Annotated in this window: 19 protein-coding genes; 10 read left to right on the top strand and 9 right to left on the bottom strand. The window is 68.8% G+C overall.

All coding sequences use genetic code 11. The features are described from left to right. Positions 1-128: 128 nt before the first annotated feature. Positions 129-995: an oxygenase MpaB family protein gene (locus KTR66_RS03665; protein WP_371819004.1), complete on the bottom strand. Its 867-nt coding sequence runs from the start codon at positions 993-995 to the stop codon at positions 129-131. A 58-nt stretch (positions 996-1,053) separates the two neighbouring features. Here KTR66_RS03665 and KTR66_RS03660 point away from each other — a divergent pair, with 58 nt between their 5' ends. Then, positions 1,054-1,740, top strand: coding sequence for an SDR family NAD(P)-dependent oxidoreductase (locus KTR66_RS03660; RefSeq protein ID WP_213610517.1), 687 nt, complete (start codon positions 1,054-1,056; stop codon positions 1,738-1,740). A 5-nt stretch (positions 1,741-1,745) separates the two neighbouring features. Here KTR66_RS03660 and KTR66_RS03655 read toward each other — a convergent pair whose 3' ends face one another. Both KTR66_RS03655 and KTR66_RS03650 read right to left on the bottom strand, forming a co-directional pair. Then, complete coding sequence (locus KTR66_RS03655; RefSeq protein ID WP_213610515.1) at positions 1,746-2,762, bottom strand: hypothetical protein; 1,017 nt, start codon at positions 2,760-2,762, stop codon at positions 1,746-1,748. Positions 2,763-2,824: 62 nt separating this feature from the next. After that, the gene (locus tag KTR66_RS03650) at positions 2,825-3,409 is read right to left on the bottom strand and encodes a LemA family protein (RefSeq protein ID WP_213610513.1); all 585 of its coding nucleotides are present in this window, start codon (positions 3,407-3,409) and stop codon (positions 2,825-2,827) included. A gap of 161 nt (positions 3,410-3,570) precedes the next feature. On the opposite strand from KTR66_RS03650, the gene rpmE reads away from it, so the two are divergent. Together rpmE and KTR66_RS03640 are read left to right on the top strand one after the other, a co-directional pair. Beyond that, complete coding sequence (gene rpmE / locus KTR66_RS03645; protein WP_213610511.1) at positions 3,571-3,798, top strand: 50S ribosomal protein L31; 228 nt, start codon at positions 3,571-3,573, stop codon at positions 3,796-3,798. 221 nt (positions 3,799-4,019) lie between these two features. Then, the gene (locus KTR66_RS03640; protein ID WP_213610509.1) at positions 4,020-4,502 is read left to right on the top strand and encodes an Hsp20 family protein; all 483 of its coding nucleotides are present in this window, start codon (positions 4,020-4,022) and stop codon (positions 4,500-4,502) included. 61 nt (positions 4,503-4,563) lie between these two features. Here the strand turns inward: KTR66_RS03640 and KTR66_RS25005 are convergent, their stop codons facing one another. Continuing rightward, positions 4,564-4,761 (bottom strand): DUF1192 family protein, encoded by a 198-nt coding sequence (locus tag KTR66_RS25005; protein WP_213610507.1) that lies wholly within the window; start codon positions 4,759-4,761, stop codon positions 4,564-4,566. A 151-nt stretch (positions 4,762-4,912) separates the two neighbouring features. Here KTR66_RS25005 and KTR66_RS03630 point away from each other — a divergent pair, with 151 nt between their 5' ends. Continuing rightward, the gene (locus KTR66_RS03630; RefSeq protein ID WP_213610505.1) at positions 4,913-5,485 is read left to right on the top strand and encodes a DUF1013 domain-containing protein; all 573 of its coding nucleotides are present in this window, start codon (positions 4,913-4,915) and stop codon (positions 5,483-5,485) included. Positions 5,486-5,532: 47 nt separating this feature from the next. Here KTR66_RS03630 and KTR66_RS03625 read toward each other — a convergent pair whose 3' ends face one another. After that, positions 5,533-5,703: a YdcH family protein gene (locus KTR66_RS03625; RefSeq protein WP_213610503.1), complete on the bottom strand. Its 171-nt coding sequence runs from the start codon at positions 5,701-5,703 to the stop codon at positions 5,533-5,535. A 184-nt stretch (positions 5,704-5,887) separates the two neighbouring features. On the opposite strand from KTR66_RS03625, the gene KTR66_RS03620 reads away from it, so the two are divergent. The 5 genes from KTR66_RS03620 (at position 5,888) to KTR66_RS03600 (ending at position 10,317) form a co-directional block, all read left to right on the top strand. Further along, complete coding sequence (locus tag KTR66_RS03620; RefSeq protein WP_213610501.1) at positions 5,888-6,088, top strand: YdcH family protein; 201 nt, start codon at positions 5,888-5,890, stop codon at positions 6,086-6,088. 15 nt (positions 6,089-6,103) lie between these two features. Continuing rightward, on the top strand, positions 6,104-6,592 hold the full coding sequence (gene purE / locus KTR66_RS03615; RefSeq protein ID WP_213610499.1) for a 5-(carboxyamino)imidazole ribonucleotide mutase: 489 nt from the start codon (positions 6,104-6,106) through the stop codon (positions 6,590-6,592). Beyond that, positions 6,579-7,709, top strand: coding sequence for a 5-(carboxyamino)imidazole ribonucleotide synthase (locus KTR66_RS03610; protein ID WP_213610497.1), 1,131 nt, complete (start codon positions 6,579-6,581; stop codon positions 7,707-7,709). Before purE ends, KTR66_RS03610 begins: the two co-directional genes overlap by 14 nt. Positions 7,710-7,901: 192 nt before the next feature. Next, positions 7,902-9,008 carry an OmpA family protein gene (locus KTR66_RS03605; protein WP_213610495.1) on the top strand — a complete coding sequence of 369 codons (1,107 nt, stop codon included), beginning with the start codon at positions 7,902-7,904 and terminating at the stop codon, positions 9,006-9,008. Between the two features lie 229 nt (positions 9,009-9,237). Next, entirely contained in the window at positions 9,238-10,317 is a 1,080-nt protein-coding gene (locus KTR66_RS03600; protein ID WP_213610493.1) for an OmpA family protein, read from the top strand. A gap of 144 nt (positions 10,318-10,461) precedes the next feature. Here KTR66_RS03600 and KTR66_RS03595 read toward each other — a convergent pair whose 3' ends face one another. The 3 genes from KTR66_RS03595 to def form a co-directional block, all read right to left on the bottom strand. Beyond that, positions 10,462-11,109, bottom strand: coding sequence for a hypothetical protein (locus tag KTR66_RS03595; protein ID WP_213610491.1), 648 nt, complete (start codon positions 11,107-11,109; stop codon positions 10,462-10,464). A 121-nt stretch (positions 11,110-11,230) separates the two neighbouring features. Then, entirely contained in the window at positions 11,231-11,788 is a 558-nt protein-coding gene (locus KTR66_RS03590; RefSeq protein WP_213610489.1) for a COQ9 family protein, read from the bottom strand. Beyond that, entirely contained in the window at positions 11,785-12,285 is a 501-nt protein-coding gene (def, locus tag KTR66_RS03585; protein WP_213610487.1) for a peptide deformylase, read from the bottom strand. The genes KTR66_RS03590 and def overlap by 4 nt, the downstream gene beginning before the upstream one ends. A 155-nt stretch (positions 12,286-12,440) precedes the next feature. Here def and rpsU point away from each other — a divergent pair, with 155 nt between their 5' ends. Continuing rightward, positions 12,441-12,644: a 30S ribosomal protein S21 gene (rpsU, locus tag KTR66_RS03580; protein WP_027286066.1), complete on the top strand. Its 204-nt coding sequence runs from the start codon at positions 12,441-12,443 to the stop codon at positions 12,642-12,644. A 175-nt stretch (positions 12,645-12,819) separates the two neighbouring features. Here rpsU and KTR66_RS03575 read toward each other — a convergent pair whose 3' ends face one another. Further along, complete coding sequence (locus KTR66_RS03575) at positions 12,820-14,220, bottom strand: NAD(P)(+) transhydrogenase (Re/Si-specific) subunit beta (RefSeq protein ID WP_213610485.1); 1,401 nt, start codon at positions 14,218-14,220, stop codon at positions 12,820-12,822. Positions 14,221-14,223: the final 3 nt, after the last annotated feature.

Genomic DNA, 14,223 nt, shown 5'->3' with positions numbered 1-14,223 from the left:
AGCATGTTGCGTCAGGGCGGGAAGGGCGAAGCGCTGACCCATCCTCTCCGCCAGGATTTGATCACGCTTCAGACCTCGCTGAGAGGCTGGTTCACGCCTTTGGCGATGCCACCAAAGGCGATCAGACTCTAGCGAAAGGCCCAGCGCAGGGTCTCGGCCAGGCCGCGCGTGCCGGCGCGCAGGAGCGGGCGGCCGAGCGCTGGATTGGCCAGCCCATGCATGTGCCTGGCCCAGTCGGGCAACAGGTCGATTGCCGCCTGGTTGCCCAAGGCCTGCAGGGGCGCGGTCAGCGGCGCGCGGCTGGCCGGCTGCAGCAGGAAGCGACGCACCTCCCGCGTGCGGGCGTCACTGCGCAGGGCGCCACGACCCTCGGTGATCAGCCGTGCCGCCGCGGCGGCGTCGCGCGGAACCGGATCGGCGCCAAGACGTTCGCCGATTTCCGCCATCTCGGCGAAGTAGCGGTCCCGGTCCGCACGGCCCATGCCTGGCTCGCCATAGCGCCGCCAGGCCGCGAGGAAGCTCGTCGCCTCCGTCACATGCACCCAGGCCAGCAGCATGGGGTCATTCGCGCGGTAGGGCGTGCCATCGGGCAGCGTGCCGCCCACCCGTTCATGGATGGCCCGCACGCGCCTGATCGCGGAGAGCGCCTCCTCCTGCCCGCCATAGGTGGTCAGTGCGATGAAGCGCGCGGTGCGGCGTAGCCGGCCATGGAGATCGGTGCGGAAGCTGGAATGGTCCCAGACGCCGGCCAGCACCGCCGGATGCAGCATCTGCAGCAGCAGGGAGGAGATCCCGCCCACCATCATCGAGGTGACGTCGCCGTGCACACGCCATGCGACCGAGCGCGGGCCGAACAGACCATCGGGCCGGCGCGGCACCGGCGCCTCCCCCCGCGCGCGATCATTGAACAGCGCCACCACCCGGGCGGCGATGGCGTCCTTGATCGGTTGGGCGGGATGGGGCGTCGCACGGGCCATGGCTGCGATATGGGGCACCGCTCCGCGATGGGGAGGGCCGCTTGCGGGCTGGCGGCGGCGCCCCCATTCCAGCGACATGCAAAAGGAACCTTCCACCTCCGCGATCGTCATCGGCGCCAGTGGCGGCATCGGCGCAGCGCTGGCCGACGAACTGGAGCGGCGCGGCCAGCCGGTGCGGCGCCTCGGGCGGCGGACCACGCCCGCCCTCGACCTGCTGGACGAGGCCAGCATCGCCCGCGCGGCGGCCGAGACCGGGCCGGGCCTGCGCCTCGTCCTGGACGCGACGGGCTTCCTGCACGACGGGCACTTCCAGCCGGAAAAAAGCTTTCGCCAGCTCGACCCGGCTCACATGGCGCGGAGCTTCGCCCTCAACGCCACGGGTCCCGCTCTGCTGATGAAACATTTCCTGCCCCTGCTGGCGCGTGATGGTCGCGCCGTCTTCGCCACGCTCTCGGCGCGGGTGGGCAGCATCGCGGACAACCGCCTGGGCGGCTGGACCAGCTATCGCGCGGCGAAGGCGGCGCTGAACCAGATCACGCGCACTTGCGCGATCGAACTGGCGCGCACCCGCCCGCAGGCCATCTGCGTCGCGCTGCACCCCGGCACGGTGGACACGTCGCTCTCAGCCCCTTTCGCCAAGGCTGGGCTGGAGGTGCAGCCGGCCGTGCTGGCCGCGGGACGGCTCCTGGACGTGGTGGCCGCGCTGACGCCGGCCGACAATGGCGGCTTCTTCGATCATCATGGCCGGCCCATTCCCTTCTGAGGCGCTCAACCGCCCAGTTGGGCCAGCTCGCGCTCCAGCTCGGCGATCTCGGCCCGCGTCTGGGCGAGGAAATTATCGCGCTGACTGATCTCCGCCTCGGTCTTCAGGTGCCACCCGAAGGCCGTGGTGATGTCCTGCCGCTTGCGGCGGATCAGGGCGCGCAGGTCGTCTCGCCGCGCCGCGCGCTCCGCCGTATCGGCGGGTTCACCCGGCGGGGCGGGGGTGGGGATGCTGGCGGGGGGCGCCGCCGTCTGGCCCGCGCTGCCGGGCCAGTCCTTGCCCAAGCGCGCCAGCTCCGCCGGCATGGTGTCGGGCCATAGGGCACCGTCGCGCGCGAGCCGGGCGAAGATCGCGATCAGGGCGGACCAGCGCAGCTCGGCCAGACGGCGGGCGGCCCGCCGCCGCGCGGCACCGTCCGGGGCCAGCCCCAAAGGTGCGCGGCCCAGCGACTCGGCCTCCTGCCGGAAGGCTTGGGCGGCCCGGGCGCCATGAGCCGTCGCCAGGAAGGCGGCAACATCCTCGAGCCCTGGCCGGTGTGGCAGGCTACGCCGGTGCCGACGCCAGCCGGACATCACCTCGCGCGCCACGATCCGGGCCTCCAGGCGCTCCATCGCGGTCAGGCTCAGGGTCTCCGCGAACCAGTCGTAGAGCCAGGCCAGATGGTAGGCGACCCAGCGCGCCCCCTCGGCCAGCGCTTCTCCCTGGTGCCGCAGGCGCAATGCGAGCCAGGCCGCGGGCGGCAGGGCAAGCCCGCCCAGCGCGAGAGAGGCCTCGCCGGAGCTGGCGAGGAGCACCGCCATAGTGGCCAAGCCCAGCATGGCGGCGTCCATGGCGAGGGTTGCCAGCGTGGCGAGCTTGCCCGCGATGCGGCGCGGCCCCCTCTGGCGCTCGCGCAGCAGGACGCGCGAGCGCAGCAGCAGGGCCCGGGCCTCGGGTCGCTGCTCGGCGATCCCACTGCGTTCGAGCATGGTGATCAATTGGTGCAATTCCTGCACCGAGTGGCGGGTCGGCATGCTGGACAAGGCGTGCTCCGGCGGGATGAGTGGTCCCGCACGGGGCTTCGCACAACCGGATGAGGGCTTCGTTAAGCCATCGGTGCGCCGGGCTCGGCCGCTTGCCCGCGCTCGTTCTGCGTCGTTGGCCCGCGCTCGGTCAGGTCCAGGCCGAAATACTCGAGCGGCCAGTAGTTCGATAGCTTGGCGACGAGGGTGACCGGGGAGCCCACACAGGCCGAATTGTAGGCGAAGGCGGCTTCGTTGAACGCCTCGGCGGCGGCGCTGATCCGTTCGGCCGCCTGCTCGAAGGCATCGGCGAACTGTGCGAGGCGCGCGGTGTCCACCTGGTCCGGAAAGGCCTCGCCATGGATCAGGGCTTCGATGATCGCAGTCTCGAGCGCGTGTTCCGCGGCGCCGGCCGCCTGGGGCGAGAGGTCCGCCACCAGCGCAGCCTTGCGGGCCTTGACCAGGTTCTGCAGCGGTCGCTGCGACTTGCGCGGCAGCGGTTCCAGCGTCTTGACGAGGGGCGTGACCAGCGCGTGCCGGCGCTGCAACGCGGCGGCAAGGGGGGGCCATGCCTCGACCGCCGCCGTATGCAGGCGCTTCAGCCGCGCACGGATCAGTGTGCCCCATCCCAGGAGGACCACCAGCACCGCCGGGATCACCCACTCCATCGCAGCCCGCCCTCCTTCCGCTTCTCCTTGCGATGCTAAAGCGCTTTGGCCGCGATGGGGGAGGGGGGCGCCGCGCTTGCGTCCGCGGCCGGGATGCCCTAATCCCCGGCCTTCAACGGCTGGGCAGCCATCGCCGCCTGCCGCATCCCGGAAAGCCCGACATGAAGCCCGACACGCACCCCGCCTATCACGAGATGACCGTCATCATGACCGACGGCACCACCTTCAAGACCCGCACCGCGGGCGGCAAGCCGGGCGACACGCTGCGTCTCGACATCGACCCGAAGAGCCATCCGGCCTGGACGGGCGTGCAGCGCATCCTGGATACGGGCGGCCAGGTCGCCAAGTTCAACAAGAAGTTCGCCGGGATCGGCATGCGCAAGGGCTGAGGCCCGCGCCATTTGCGGTTTCGGGAGCCGCCCTGGCCATCGGCCAGGGCGGTTTTCGTTGTTGACCTCCCCCCTCTTGAAAGCTTGGCCGCCGCATTCCAGATCGTTGTCGTCGAGGCGCCGTCAGGGCCTCGGCGTGGATCCGGCCAAGGCATCGCCCGCTCTGGGGATGCGCAAGGCGGAACACTCAACCCGGACCTTGCTACCGCAGGAGGTTCTTGATGAACGCCGTTGATTTCTCCCCGCTTCTCCGCACCGCCATCGGTTTCGACCGCTTCGCCCGCCTGTTGGACGGCGCGCGCGTCCAGGCGGAATCGCCCGCCTATCCGCCCTACAACATCGAGGTGACCGGCGAAGACAGCTACGTGCTGACCATGGCCGTCGCCGGCTTCGGCCCGGATGACCTGGAACTCGTCGTGCGCGAGGACACGCTCTTCATCTCGGGCAAGGCCCCGCAGGGCGAGGGCGAGGCGCGCCGCTACGTCCATCGCGGCATCGCCGGCCGTGCCTTCGAGCGCCGCTTCGTCCTGGCCGACCACCTGGTCGTGCAGGGCGCGCGCATCGAGAACGGCCTGCTGCATGTCGCCCTGCAGCGCGTGGTGCCCGAGGCGCTGAAGCCCCGCCGCATCCCGATCTCGGCCGGCGCTGCCCAGCCGGCACCGAGCCGGCCCGTGGCGATCGAGCAGGCGCCCCAGGCCGCGTAAGCTCCTTCCCGAGCTTACCAGGCGCATGGACCGGGAAAGGGGGGCGCGAGCCCCCCTTTTCTCACTCCGGCGGCTTGCGGAAGAACGCCTCGGCCGCGGCGCGATGGCTGCCCGCGGTCAGGATAGCCGCCTCGGCCCGGGCGATTTCCGCCTTCAACTCGGCGATATAGGCGCGCAGGTCCGCCTCCGACCAGCCTTCCAGCCGGGGCGGCTGCAGCCCCTCCCGGGGCCTGGGCCGGGGATCATCCTCGAAGATCACGCGATTTCTCCTCTCCTGGCGGGGCTGCTCCTGCGCGGGGGGTGACAGTCCCCGGGGGGGAACAGTATAGGGCATGCACAGACCGGGTGTGGGCCCCAAGGTCCCCCCGCCCACTCACGGAACCAGACCTTTCTCTCTCGGAAACACTGACATGGCCCAGCCCCTGATGCCCAAGGCAACCGCCGTGTGGCTGATCGAGAAGACCTCGCTCTCCTTCGAGCAGATCGCTGACTTCGTTCAGATGCACCCGCTCGAGGTCCAGGCTATCGCCGATGGCGAGGTGGCGCAGGGCATCATCGGGTATGATCCGGTGGCCAACATGCAGGTGACGCGCGAGGACATCGCGCGCTGCGAGGCCGACCCCACGGCGCGACTGGTGCTGGCCGCGCCCGCGGTGCCGGTGGCCAAGGGCCGCGGCAAGGGCGGGCGCTACACGCCCGTCGCCAAGCGCAATGACCGTCCGGACGGCATCGCCTGGCTGCTGCGCAACCATCCGGAACTCCCGGATGTGCAGATCGGCAAGCTGCTCGGTACCACCAAGGAGACGATCCAGAAGGTGCGCGACCGTACCCACTGGAACAGCGCAAACATCAAGCCGCGCGACCCGGTCATCCTGGGCCTCTGCACGCAGGGTGCGCTCAACAGCGCCGTCACCGTCGCGCAGGAACGCCTGCGCGCCGAAGGCATCGCCATCCCGCTGCCCGTCCCGGCGGAACCGGAATAGGCGAGGGCAACGCGCGCCCGGTCAGGCCGGGCGCGGCGCCGTCGGCCTCAGTGGGAGCGTCGCAGCCGCTCCATCTCTTCCTTCAGGTGCAGCTTTTCCAGTTTCATCTTGGCGATGGCCGCATCATCCGGGCGGGGACGCGCACCCTCATGGGCGATGCGGGTCTCGATTTCGGCGTGACGGGTTTCCAAGGCGCGAATCCTGGGGGCATGCATCATGCGTGGGCATCCTCTTTCGATTTCGCCCGGGCGGGAACGCCCACCCGGGGCATCACCAGCGCGCGCGCTCTGTTGCCAGCGCGCCAAGCCATGCTATCCCCTTTTCGCTGGCTGAGGGAAAAGATTTCGTTTCCCGAGCCGGCCGAATTTCCAGCCCTCGCGATCAGGATGGCGGCACATACGGATGCTTGAAGACCGCGAAGCCCTGCTCCGCCGACTGCACGAACTGCGCAGCGAGCACCGCGACCTCGACACCGTGATCGCCCGGCTTGAGACCGGCCTGGGCGACCAGTTGCAGATGCAGCGGCTGAAGAAGCGCAAGCTGAAGCTCAAGGACGAGATCGCCTGGCTCGAGAGCCAGCTCGTCCCCGACATCATTGCCTGACACAGGACCAGCATCATGGCAGAGAGCGCGCCCCGCGTGGGCGTCATCATGGGCAGCCGTTCCGATTGGGAGACGATGCGCCATGCCGATGAGACCCTGACGGCGCTCGGCATCGCGCATGAGTGCCGGGTCGTCTCGGCGCATCGCACCCCGGAGCGTCTGTTCGAATACGCCAGCACGGCGCGGGATCGGGGAATCCAGGTCATCATCGCCGGCGCAGGCGGGGCTGCCCACCTGCCGGGCATGGCCGCGAGCATGACGGCGCTGCCGGTACTGGGCGTCCCGGTCGAGTCGCATGCCCTCAAGGGCATGGATTCCCTGCTCTCCATCGTGCAGATGCCAGGCGGCGTGCCGGTCGGCACGCTCGCGATCGGCAAGGCGGGCGCCATCAACGCTGCGCTGCTGGCGGCCTCCATCCTGGCGCTGGCCGATCCGGCGCTGGCCGGGCGGCTGGATGCATGGCGCGCACGCCAGACGGAGGGCGTACCGCATGACCCGGCCTGACGCGGCGCTGCCGCTGGGCGCCACCATCGGCATCCTGGGCGGCGGGCAATTGGGGCGTATGAGCGCGATGGCGGCCGCCCGCCTCGGCTATCGCTGCCACATCTTCGCCCCCGAGGCCGATTCCCCGGCCATGCAGGTCTCTGCCGCCGCCACCGTGGCGGCCTATGAGGATGTGGAGGCGCTGCACCGCTTCGCGGCCGCGGTGGATGTCGTCACCTATGAGTTCGAGAACGTGCCGGCCACCACCTTGGCCGCGTTGGAGGGCCGCGTGCCTTGCCGGCCTGGCCCGCGTGCGCTGGCGATCTGTCAGGACCGGGTGGCCGAGAAGCGCTTCCTGGCCGAGGCCGGTGTGCCCGTGGCCCCCTGGCGTCCGGTGGCCAGCCTCGCCGAGCTGGAGGGCGCCATCGCCGCGATCGGCCTGCCCGCGGTGCTGAAGACAACCCGGCTCGGCTATGACGGACGCGGCCAGGCCGTGCTGCGGCGGCCCGAGGACGCGGCGCCGGCCTTCGAGCGGCTGTCACCCAAGCCGCTGGTCCTGGAGGCGTTCGTTCCATTCGCCGCGGAGATCTCGGGCATCGCGGCCCGAGGGCTGGATGGGGCGGTGGCCAGCTATGACGCCGTTGAGAATCGGCACCGCCATCACATCCTCGATCTCTCCTTCGCACCGGCGCGGCTGCCTGCCGGGGCGGCACGGGCCGCGCGGGAGAATGTCGCCAAGGTGGCTGTCGCGCTGGAATTGGTCGGACTCGTGGCGCTGGAGATGTTCCTGCTGCCGGATGGATCCTTGCTGGGGAACGAAATCGCGCCGAGGCCGCATAACTCCGGGCATTGGACGATGGATGCGTGCCCGTGCAGCCAGTTCGAGCAGCATATCCGGGCGGTCGCCGGTCTCCCTCTCGGGCCCGTCACGCGGCATTCCGATGCCGTGATGCGCAATCTGGTCGGGCCGGAAGGGCTGGCGGCTTGGCCGCGGCTGGTGGGGCGGGCCGATGTGGTGGCCCACTGGTATGGCAAGCTGGAGGCCAAGCCGGGGCGCAAGCTCGGCCATGCCAACCGCTTGCTGCCACTGGGCGCTCTGGCAGGTCTGGATGACGCGTCCGCTTGTGACGGATTGTGACCTGTGGCCGAAAAGCCAAAGCGCGATGTTGCCTTTGAGCCACAGATGCAGGGAAATGCGGGGCAGGGTGGTGCATTTGCCGGAACACTGGTGTTAAGGTGCCCCCACGCAGCGAGGATTCTCATCCGAGTGATTTCCACAGGGTGTGCCACGCAGCGACCGAACAAACGTTTTGATCTAAGGAGAACGAGGATGAGCCTCAAGAAGGCCCTTATGGCCGCGACGGTTCTGTCGCTGCCCGTGGCCGCCCAGGCGCAGCCGATCTCGGGCCTGTATCTGGGCGCGGGCGTGGGTGCGAACTACCGTGAGAACAACACCGTCAACCCGCGCCTTTCCCCGTCGGGCATCCTGACCGGTCAGGTCGGCGTTGACACCGACTGGGGCTGGGCTGGCGTGATCAGCGTCGGCTGGGGCTTCGGCAACGGCCTCCGCGCCGAACTCGAGGCGAATGTTCGCCAGGGTTCCGTCGGCTCCGCCTCGATCGCCTCGGCGGCCGGCACGCGCGCCGCGACCAACACGGGCGGCCAGATCTATCAGTACGGCCTGATGGGTAACGTGCTGTACGACATCCAGACTGGCTGGCGTCCGGGCGGCGTCTCCATCACCCCGTATGTGGGCGGTGGTATCGGCGTCGTGCAGAACAACTGGCGCAACGTCCGCGCGAGCGCGCCGGGCGTGAACATCACGATGGACGACACCGCCAACAACTTCGCCTATCAGGCGATCGGTGGCGTGGCGTTCGGCATCACGCCGGCCCTGGCGCTGACCCTCGAATACCGCTTCTTCGGCTCCACGCAGCCGGACATCGGCATCCGTGGCCAGATCGTGGGCGGCCCGAACAACGGCGTCCGCCTGCAGGGCAACTATGACGGCGACAACCTGAACCAGTCGGTTCTGGCCGGTATCCGTTATGCCTTCAACGTTCCGACCCCGGCCCCGGTTGCGGCTCCGGCCCCGGCGCCGGCTCCGGCCCGCACCTTCCTGGTCTTCTTTGACTGGGATCGCGCTGACCTGACCGACCGCGCCCGCCAGATCATCGCCGAGGCGGCGACGAACGCCCGTACGGTCCGTTCGACCCGCATCGAGGTGTCCGGCCACGCTGACCGCACCGGTTCCGCGGCCTACAACCAGCGCCTGTCCGTCCGCCGCGCCGAAGCGGTGGCTGCCGAGCTGGTCCGCCGTGGCATTCCGCGCAACGAGATGACGATCCAGGGCTTCGGCTTCGATCGTCCGCTGGTTCCGACGGCGATGGGCGTGCGCGAGCCGCAGAACCGCCGCGTCGAGATCGTCCTGCGCTAAGCCGGACGTCTCCTCAGCGAGACTTCGAAAGGGGTGGCCTCGGCCACCCCTTTTTTTTGGCGGGGCTTTTGTGTGGCGCAATTAAATGTGACTAATTTGCATCATGTGCTTTGAATGTTGTTGCTTGGGTGCCTGAACCCTCACGTTGCGCGTGCATCCAGTCCGAACGCCTGCTAACAACAAGTATGAATTAATTGATTCTTTGCATTTATATATCGGAAGGATGACCATGACGCTCCGCAGATCGACCTTCGCACTGGGTTTGCTCGCCTCGTGCATGATGGCTCCTGGGATCGCCGCCGCGCAGCAGGTGTCCGGCCTGTATATCGCCGGAGGCCTTGGCGCCAGCTGGAAGGAATCCGTTTCCTCCGGCAACAACAACACGGACTGGAATGTGGGTTGGACCGGCGTTGCCAGTGTGGGCTGGGGCTTCGGCAACGGTATCCGCCTCGAGGGTGAGGTGAGCTACCGTGAGAACGAGTTCGATACCTTCACGCGCAACAACCAGCTTTCCAACAGCGTCGGCGGTGTGAACCGCCAGGTCGGCCTGATGGCCAATGCCCTCTATGACATCCCGACGGGGTGGAGCGTGTCGGGCGTGACCATCAACCCCTACATCGGTGGTGGTATCGGTGCCGGCTGGGTGCAGGGCAGCGGCATTCGTGCCGGCTTCCCGGGCGGTGGCTCCTTTACCATCGACAATGGCTCGGGCTGGAACTTCGCCTATCAGGCCATCGGTGGCTTTGCCTTTGGTCTTGGCCAATTCGTTCCCGGTCTGTCGCTGACGGCCGAGTATCGCTACTACGCGACCCTCGACGTCGATTACAGCGGCAGCAACCGGAGCAACGCCGCCTCGGCTTCCAGCCGCGTGTCGGGCTCTGCGTCGAACCAGAACCAGTCGGTCCTGGTCGGCTTCCGCTACGCCTTCAATACGCCGCGTCCCGCTCCGGTTGCGGCTCCGGCCCCGGCGCCGGCTCCGGCCCGCACCTTCCTGGTCTTCTTTGACTGGGATCGCGCTGACCTGACCGACCGCGCCCGCCAGATCATCGCCGAGGCGGCGACGAACGCCCGTACGGTCCGTTCGACCCGCATCGAGGTGTCCGGCCACGCTGACCGCACCGGTTCCGCGGCCTACAACCAGCGCCTGTCCGTCCGCCGCGCCGAAGCGGTGGCTGCCGAGCTGGTCCGCCGTGGCATTCCGCGCAACGAGATGACGATCCAGGGCTTCGGCTTCGATCGTCCGCTGGTTCCGACGGCGATGGGCGTGCGCGAGCCGCAGAACCGCCGCGTCGAGATCGTCCTGCGCTAAGCCGGACGTCTCCTCAGCGAGACTTCGAAAGGGGTGGCCTCGGCCACCCCTTTTTTGTTGATCGTCCGCCCGGTCCGCTGGGCAGCAGACACAAAAAAGGCGGCCCAAAAGGGCCGCCTTCTCCGCTCTGATGAAGCCGGTGGGTCAGCGCGCGGGCGTGGACCGCTGCGGGGTCTGGCGGGGTGCCGGCGCCGGGCAGACAGGCGCCGACAGGGCCTGGTGCACCTGGCGCGTCACCGACACCTGAGCAAGTTCATTGGGGCTATTTGCAGCCATCGCCGCCTGGAAAAGCGGACCCTGCTCGTTACAGAAGAAGCTGCCGCGATCAATGCTGATGCGCGACTGGCTGTTCGCCAGCTCGGTGATGTACTGGTCGAGCTGACGCTGACCCTGTGCGCCTTCCGTCCGGCGGAAATAGGTCCCCAGAGTGCGGAAGGCCGTCCCAAGCTCCGCCTGGTTCTTGCGGACGAACGCGTTGTAGTTGTCGTGCTGGCCGCAAGCGAGGGCGGCCACCAGCAGTTGGCTTTGCAGGGCGCGGATGTCGAAGGCGGTCTTCTCCGCCGGCTGCAGGCAGGCCTGCCGGCTCGTGGCCGATGCGCCGGGCGCCGGCGCGCGCTGGGCGCTCGTGGTTGCGGCAGGCGCGGCCGGCGCAGCGGCGGCCACCGCAGGGGCCGGCGCTGGCCGCGCGGCCGTCGTCGTGGGGGCCGGATCCTGGGTGCAGGCAGCCAGCGCCGAAAGGGCCGCGACGCCCGTGAGAAGGCGCCGTGCCAGAGGGCTCTTTGAAGGCGTCATTCCGCCCAATCTCCCGATTCGGTGGGCCAGCACTCCGCACCCGGCGAATCCAGGCGAAACGGCCATGCTGACCAGAACAGCATCGCCCTTTACACGCTCCAAGGCTGGCCGCGAAGCCTGTTTACGCGGCTTTCCGCGCCGGTTGAGGCAAATCTTGCAAGCGCCTGTCCAGGAACGACAAAACATCGTCCAGTTCCGGCTCCACGGGGCGCATCCAATAGGCCAGTGTTGCGGAGTAGACGGCGGCCAGGGTGGCGCGGCGCGTATACCACGAGAAATCGGCCGACCGATCCCCCGCGGCATGCCAGATCGCCGAAGCCGTGCGCGCCAGGAGGCGCAGGGCAAGCGGCGCGTTCCAGGGCAGCGCCAACAGCGCCAGGGCCCCGCGCAGGGCGTCACGATCCGGCTGGAGCAGGCGCAGGCGCAACTCCACCACGCGACGGATGCGCTGCGGTGTCCGCAGCACCGCGAGATCCTCGGCGGCGGCTGCCGCATCCATGCGCCCATCCACCAGCGCGAGCCACGCATCAACCGCCCCCGTCACACCCCGCGGGAAGGCGCTGGAGAGGAGTTCAGCCGGCTCGCCGCAGTCGGCAAGCGCGCGGCGCAGCGTCTCGCGGCTCCAACCCTCGGTGCGGGCGCGCCGCACGGCGGCTTCGATCCAGGCGGTTTCGGTCATGCGGATTCCTCCGGAAAACGGGCCAATTCCTCGATGAAGCCGAGTCGGGCCAGATCGGTCATGCGGCTGAGATAGAAGAGGCCATCCAGGTGGTCATTCTCGTGCTGGAGAACCCGCGCGGCGATCCCTTCGGCCTCGCCCTGCACCGGGCGCCCCTCATGGTCCAGGCCACGCCAGGCAACCCGCGCCGGGCGCTCCACCTCGCCGCGCAGGCCAGGGATGGAGAGGCACCCCTCCCAGGCGCGCGCACGCTCCTCCCCCAGCGGCGTGATCTCGGGATTCATGAGCACACGCAGTTCTTGCCCGTCGCGCCAGAGGAAGAGGCGCAGCGCCCGGTGCACCTGCGGCGCGGCGAGCCCGATTCCACCCGCATCGGCCAGCGTCTCGGCCATGTCGAGGATGAGCTGGCGGACCTCCGGGCCGGTGGGGTCCTCCACCTCCGCGGCGCGGCCGAGCAGTACCGGGTGACCCATGCGGGCGATCTTCAGGATGGCCATGCCACTTTCTCGCTGTCCCGGCTGATGTGGGGCTATTTTTCCCGCATGCGAGGGCTTCCCGCCAGAGGGGCGGATGTGTTATGCGCTCCGCACGGCCACGGAGCGTATCGCCCCGGGGCGATACGTCGTTGTCGGCCATCAGGAGATTCGCCCGCGTGCAAGTCGTCGTTCGGGATAACAATGTTGACCAGGCGCTGAAGGCGCTCAAGAAGAAGCTGCAGCGCGAAGGCGTGTTCCGCGAGATGAAGCTTCGCCGGCACTATGAGAAGCCCTCCGAGCGCCGTGCGCGCGAGGCCGCTGAGGCCGTTCGCCGCGCCCGCAAGGTCGAGCGCAAGCGCATCGAGCGCGAAGGCTTCTGAGCCTGGCCCCGGCGCTTCGGCGCCGGTTCTTCCGGATCGAGATGGCGTCGCCGTGGCAGGCTTCCTGCCGCGGCTTTTTGCGTTGTGGCCGGCGCTCACGCGGCGCCACGCAGAGCCCAACAAAAAAGGCGCCGCATCGCTGCGGCGCCTTCTTCGTGTGTGAAGGACCTGCGGCTTAGCGCTGCAGGGCCTGCACGATCTCCTGCGTCACCTTCTTGGCGTCGCCGAAGAGCATCATGGTGTTCGGGCGGAAGAACAGCTCGTTCTCCACGCCGGCATAGCCGCTGGCCATGCCGCGCTTCACGAAGAACACCGTCTTGGCCTTCTCCACGTCGAGGATCGGCATGCCGTAGATCGCCGAGCTCTTGTCCGTCTTGGCGGCCGGGTTCGTCACGTCATTCGCGCCGATGACGTAGGCGACGTCGGCCTCCGCGAATTCGGGGTTGATCTCCTCGAGCTCGTGGACTTCCTCGTAGGGCACGTTCGCCTCGGCCAGCAGCACGTTCATGTGGCCGGGCATGCGGCCCGCGACGGGGTGGATGGCGTAGGAGATCTCCACGCCTTCCTTCTTCAGCAGGTCCGCCATCTCGCGCACCACCTGCTGCGCCTGGGCCACCGCCATGCCGTAGCCGGGCACGACGATGATCTTCTGCGCGTTCTTCATGATGAAGGCGGCGTCTTCCGGCGAACCGGCCTTCACCGGCGCGCGCTCACCGCCGCCACCGGCCGCGGCCGCGCCGCTCTCGGAGCCGAAGCCACCCAGCAGCACGTTGATGATGGAGCGGTTCATCCCCTTGCACATGATGTAGGAGAGGATGGCGCCCGAAGCACCCACCAGCGCGCCGGTCACGATCAGCAGCAGATTGCCGATGGTGAAGCCGATGCCCGCCGCCGCCCAGCCCGAATAGCTGTTCAGCATCGAGACGACCACCGGCATGTCGGCGCCGCCGATCGGGATGATCAGCAGGAAGCCCAGCGCGAAGGAGAGGATCGCGATCACCCAGAAGAGGAAGGGCGAACCGGTCAGCATGAAGAGGAAGATCAGGAAGACCAGCACGCCGCCCAGGATCGCGTTCAGCTTGTGCTGGCCCGCGAAGGTGATGGGCGCGCCGGACATGCGGCCGTCGAGCTTCAGGAAGGCGATGACCGAGCCCGAGAAGGTGATGGCGCCGATGGCGAGGCCGAGCGACATCTCGAGCAGCGAGGCCGTCTTGATGTTGCCGACGACACCGATGCCGAAGCTCTCGGGGCTGTAGAAGGCCGCGCCCGCCACGAAGACGGCGGCGAGGCCGACCAGCGAGTGGAAGGCCGCGACCAGCTGCGGCAGCGAGGTCATCTGGATGCGGTTGGCCAGCACCGCGCCGATCGAGCCGCCGATGGCGAGGCCCGAGACGATCAGCACGAAGCCGCCGAAATCCATGCCGGAATTCAGGATGGTGGCGATGATCGCCACCGCCATGCCGATCATGCCGTACTGGTTGCCCTGACGCGAGGTCTCGGGGTGAGACAGGCCGCGCAGCGCGAGGATGAAGAGGACCGAGGCCGCCAGATAGGCGAGGGTCGAGATCGTCGCCATGGG

Source organism: Roseococcus sp. SDR (assembly GCF_019083995.1).
Taxonomy (GTDB): Bacteria; Pseudomonadota; Alphaproteobacteria; order Acetobacterales; family Acetobacteraceae; genus Roseococcus.
The sequence above is the reverse complement of the archived record's forward strand: the minus strand, read 5'-3'. Positions and strand labels throughout refer to the sequence as shown.

What these genes read in the sequence shown, in the direction of transcription:
- KTR66_RS03660 (WP_213610517.1), top strand. Translation starts at nt 1,054, where the DNA reads ATGCAAAAGGAACCTTCCACCTCCGCGATCGTCATCGGCGCCAGTGGC.
- KTR66_RS03650 (WP_213610513.1), bottom strand. Translation starts at nt 3,409, where the DNA reads ATGGAGTGGGTGATCCCGGCGGTGCTGGTGGTCCTCCTGGGATGGGGC.
- rpmE (WP_213610511.1), top strand. Translation starts at nt 3,571, where the DNA reads ATGAAGCCCGACACGCACCCCGCCTATCACGAGATGACCGTCATCATG.
- KTR66_RS03640 (WP_213610509.1), top strand. Translation starts at nt 4,020, where the DNA reads ATGAACGCCGTTGATTTCTCCCCGCTTCTCCGCACCGCCATCGGTTTC.
- KTR66_RS03630 (WP_213610505.1), top strand. Translation starts at nt 4,913, where the DNA reads ATGGCCCAGCCCCTGATGCCCAAGGCAACCGCCGTGTGGCTGATCGAG.
- KTR66_RS03625 (WP_213610503.1), bottom strand. Translation starts at nt 5,703, where the DNA reads ATGATGCATGCCCCCAGGATTCGCGCCTTGGAAACCCGTCACGCCGAA.
- KTR66_RS03620 (WP_213610501.1), top strand. Translation starts at nt 5,888, where the DNA reads ATGCTTGAAGACCGCGAAGCCCTGCTCCGCCGACTGCACGAACTGCGC.
- purE (WP_213610499.1), top strand. Translation starts at nt 6,104, where the DNA reads ATGGCAGAGAGCGCGCCCCGCGTGGGCGTCATCATGGGCAGCCGTTCC.
- KTR66_RS03610 (WP_213610497.1), top strand. Translation starts at nt 6,579, where the DNA reads ATGACCCGGCCTGACGCGGCGCTGCCGCTGGGCGCCACCATCGGCATC.
- KTR66_RS03605 (WP_213610495.1), top strand. Translation starts at nt 7,902, where the DNA reads ATGAGCCTCAAGAAGGCCCTTATGGCCGCGACGGTTCTGTCGCTGCCC.
- KTR66_RS03600 (WP_213610493.1), top strand. Translation starts at nt 9,238, where the DNA reads ATGACGCTCCGCAGATCGACCTTCGCACTGGGTTTGCTCGCCTCGTGC.
- KTR66_RS03595 (WP_213610491.1), bottom strand. Translation starts at nt 11,109, where the DNA reads ATGACGCCTTCAAAGAGCCCTCTGGCACGGCGCCTTCTCACGGGCGTC.
- KTR66_RS03590 (WP_213610489.1), bottom strand. Translation starts at nt 11,788, where the DNA reads ATGACCGAAACCGCCTGGATCGAAGCCGCCGTGCGGCGCGCCCGCACC.
- def (WP_213610487.1), bottom strand. Translation starts at nt 12,285, where the DNA reads ATGGCCATCCTGAAGATCGCCCGCATGGGTCACCCGGTACTGCTCGGC.
- KTR66_RS03575 (WP_213610485.1), bottom strand. Translation starts at nt 14,220, where the DNA reads ATGGCGACGATCTCGACCCTCGCCTATCTGGCGGCCTCGGTCCTCTTC.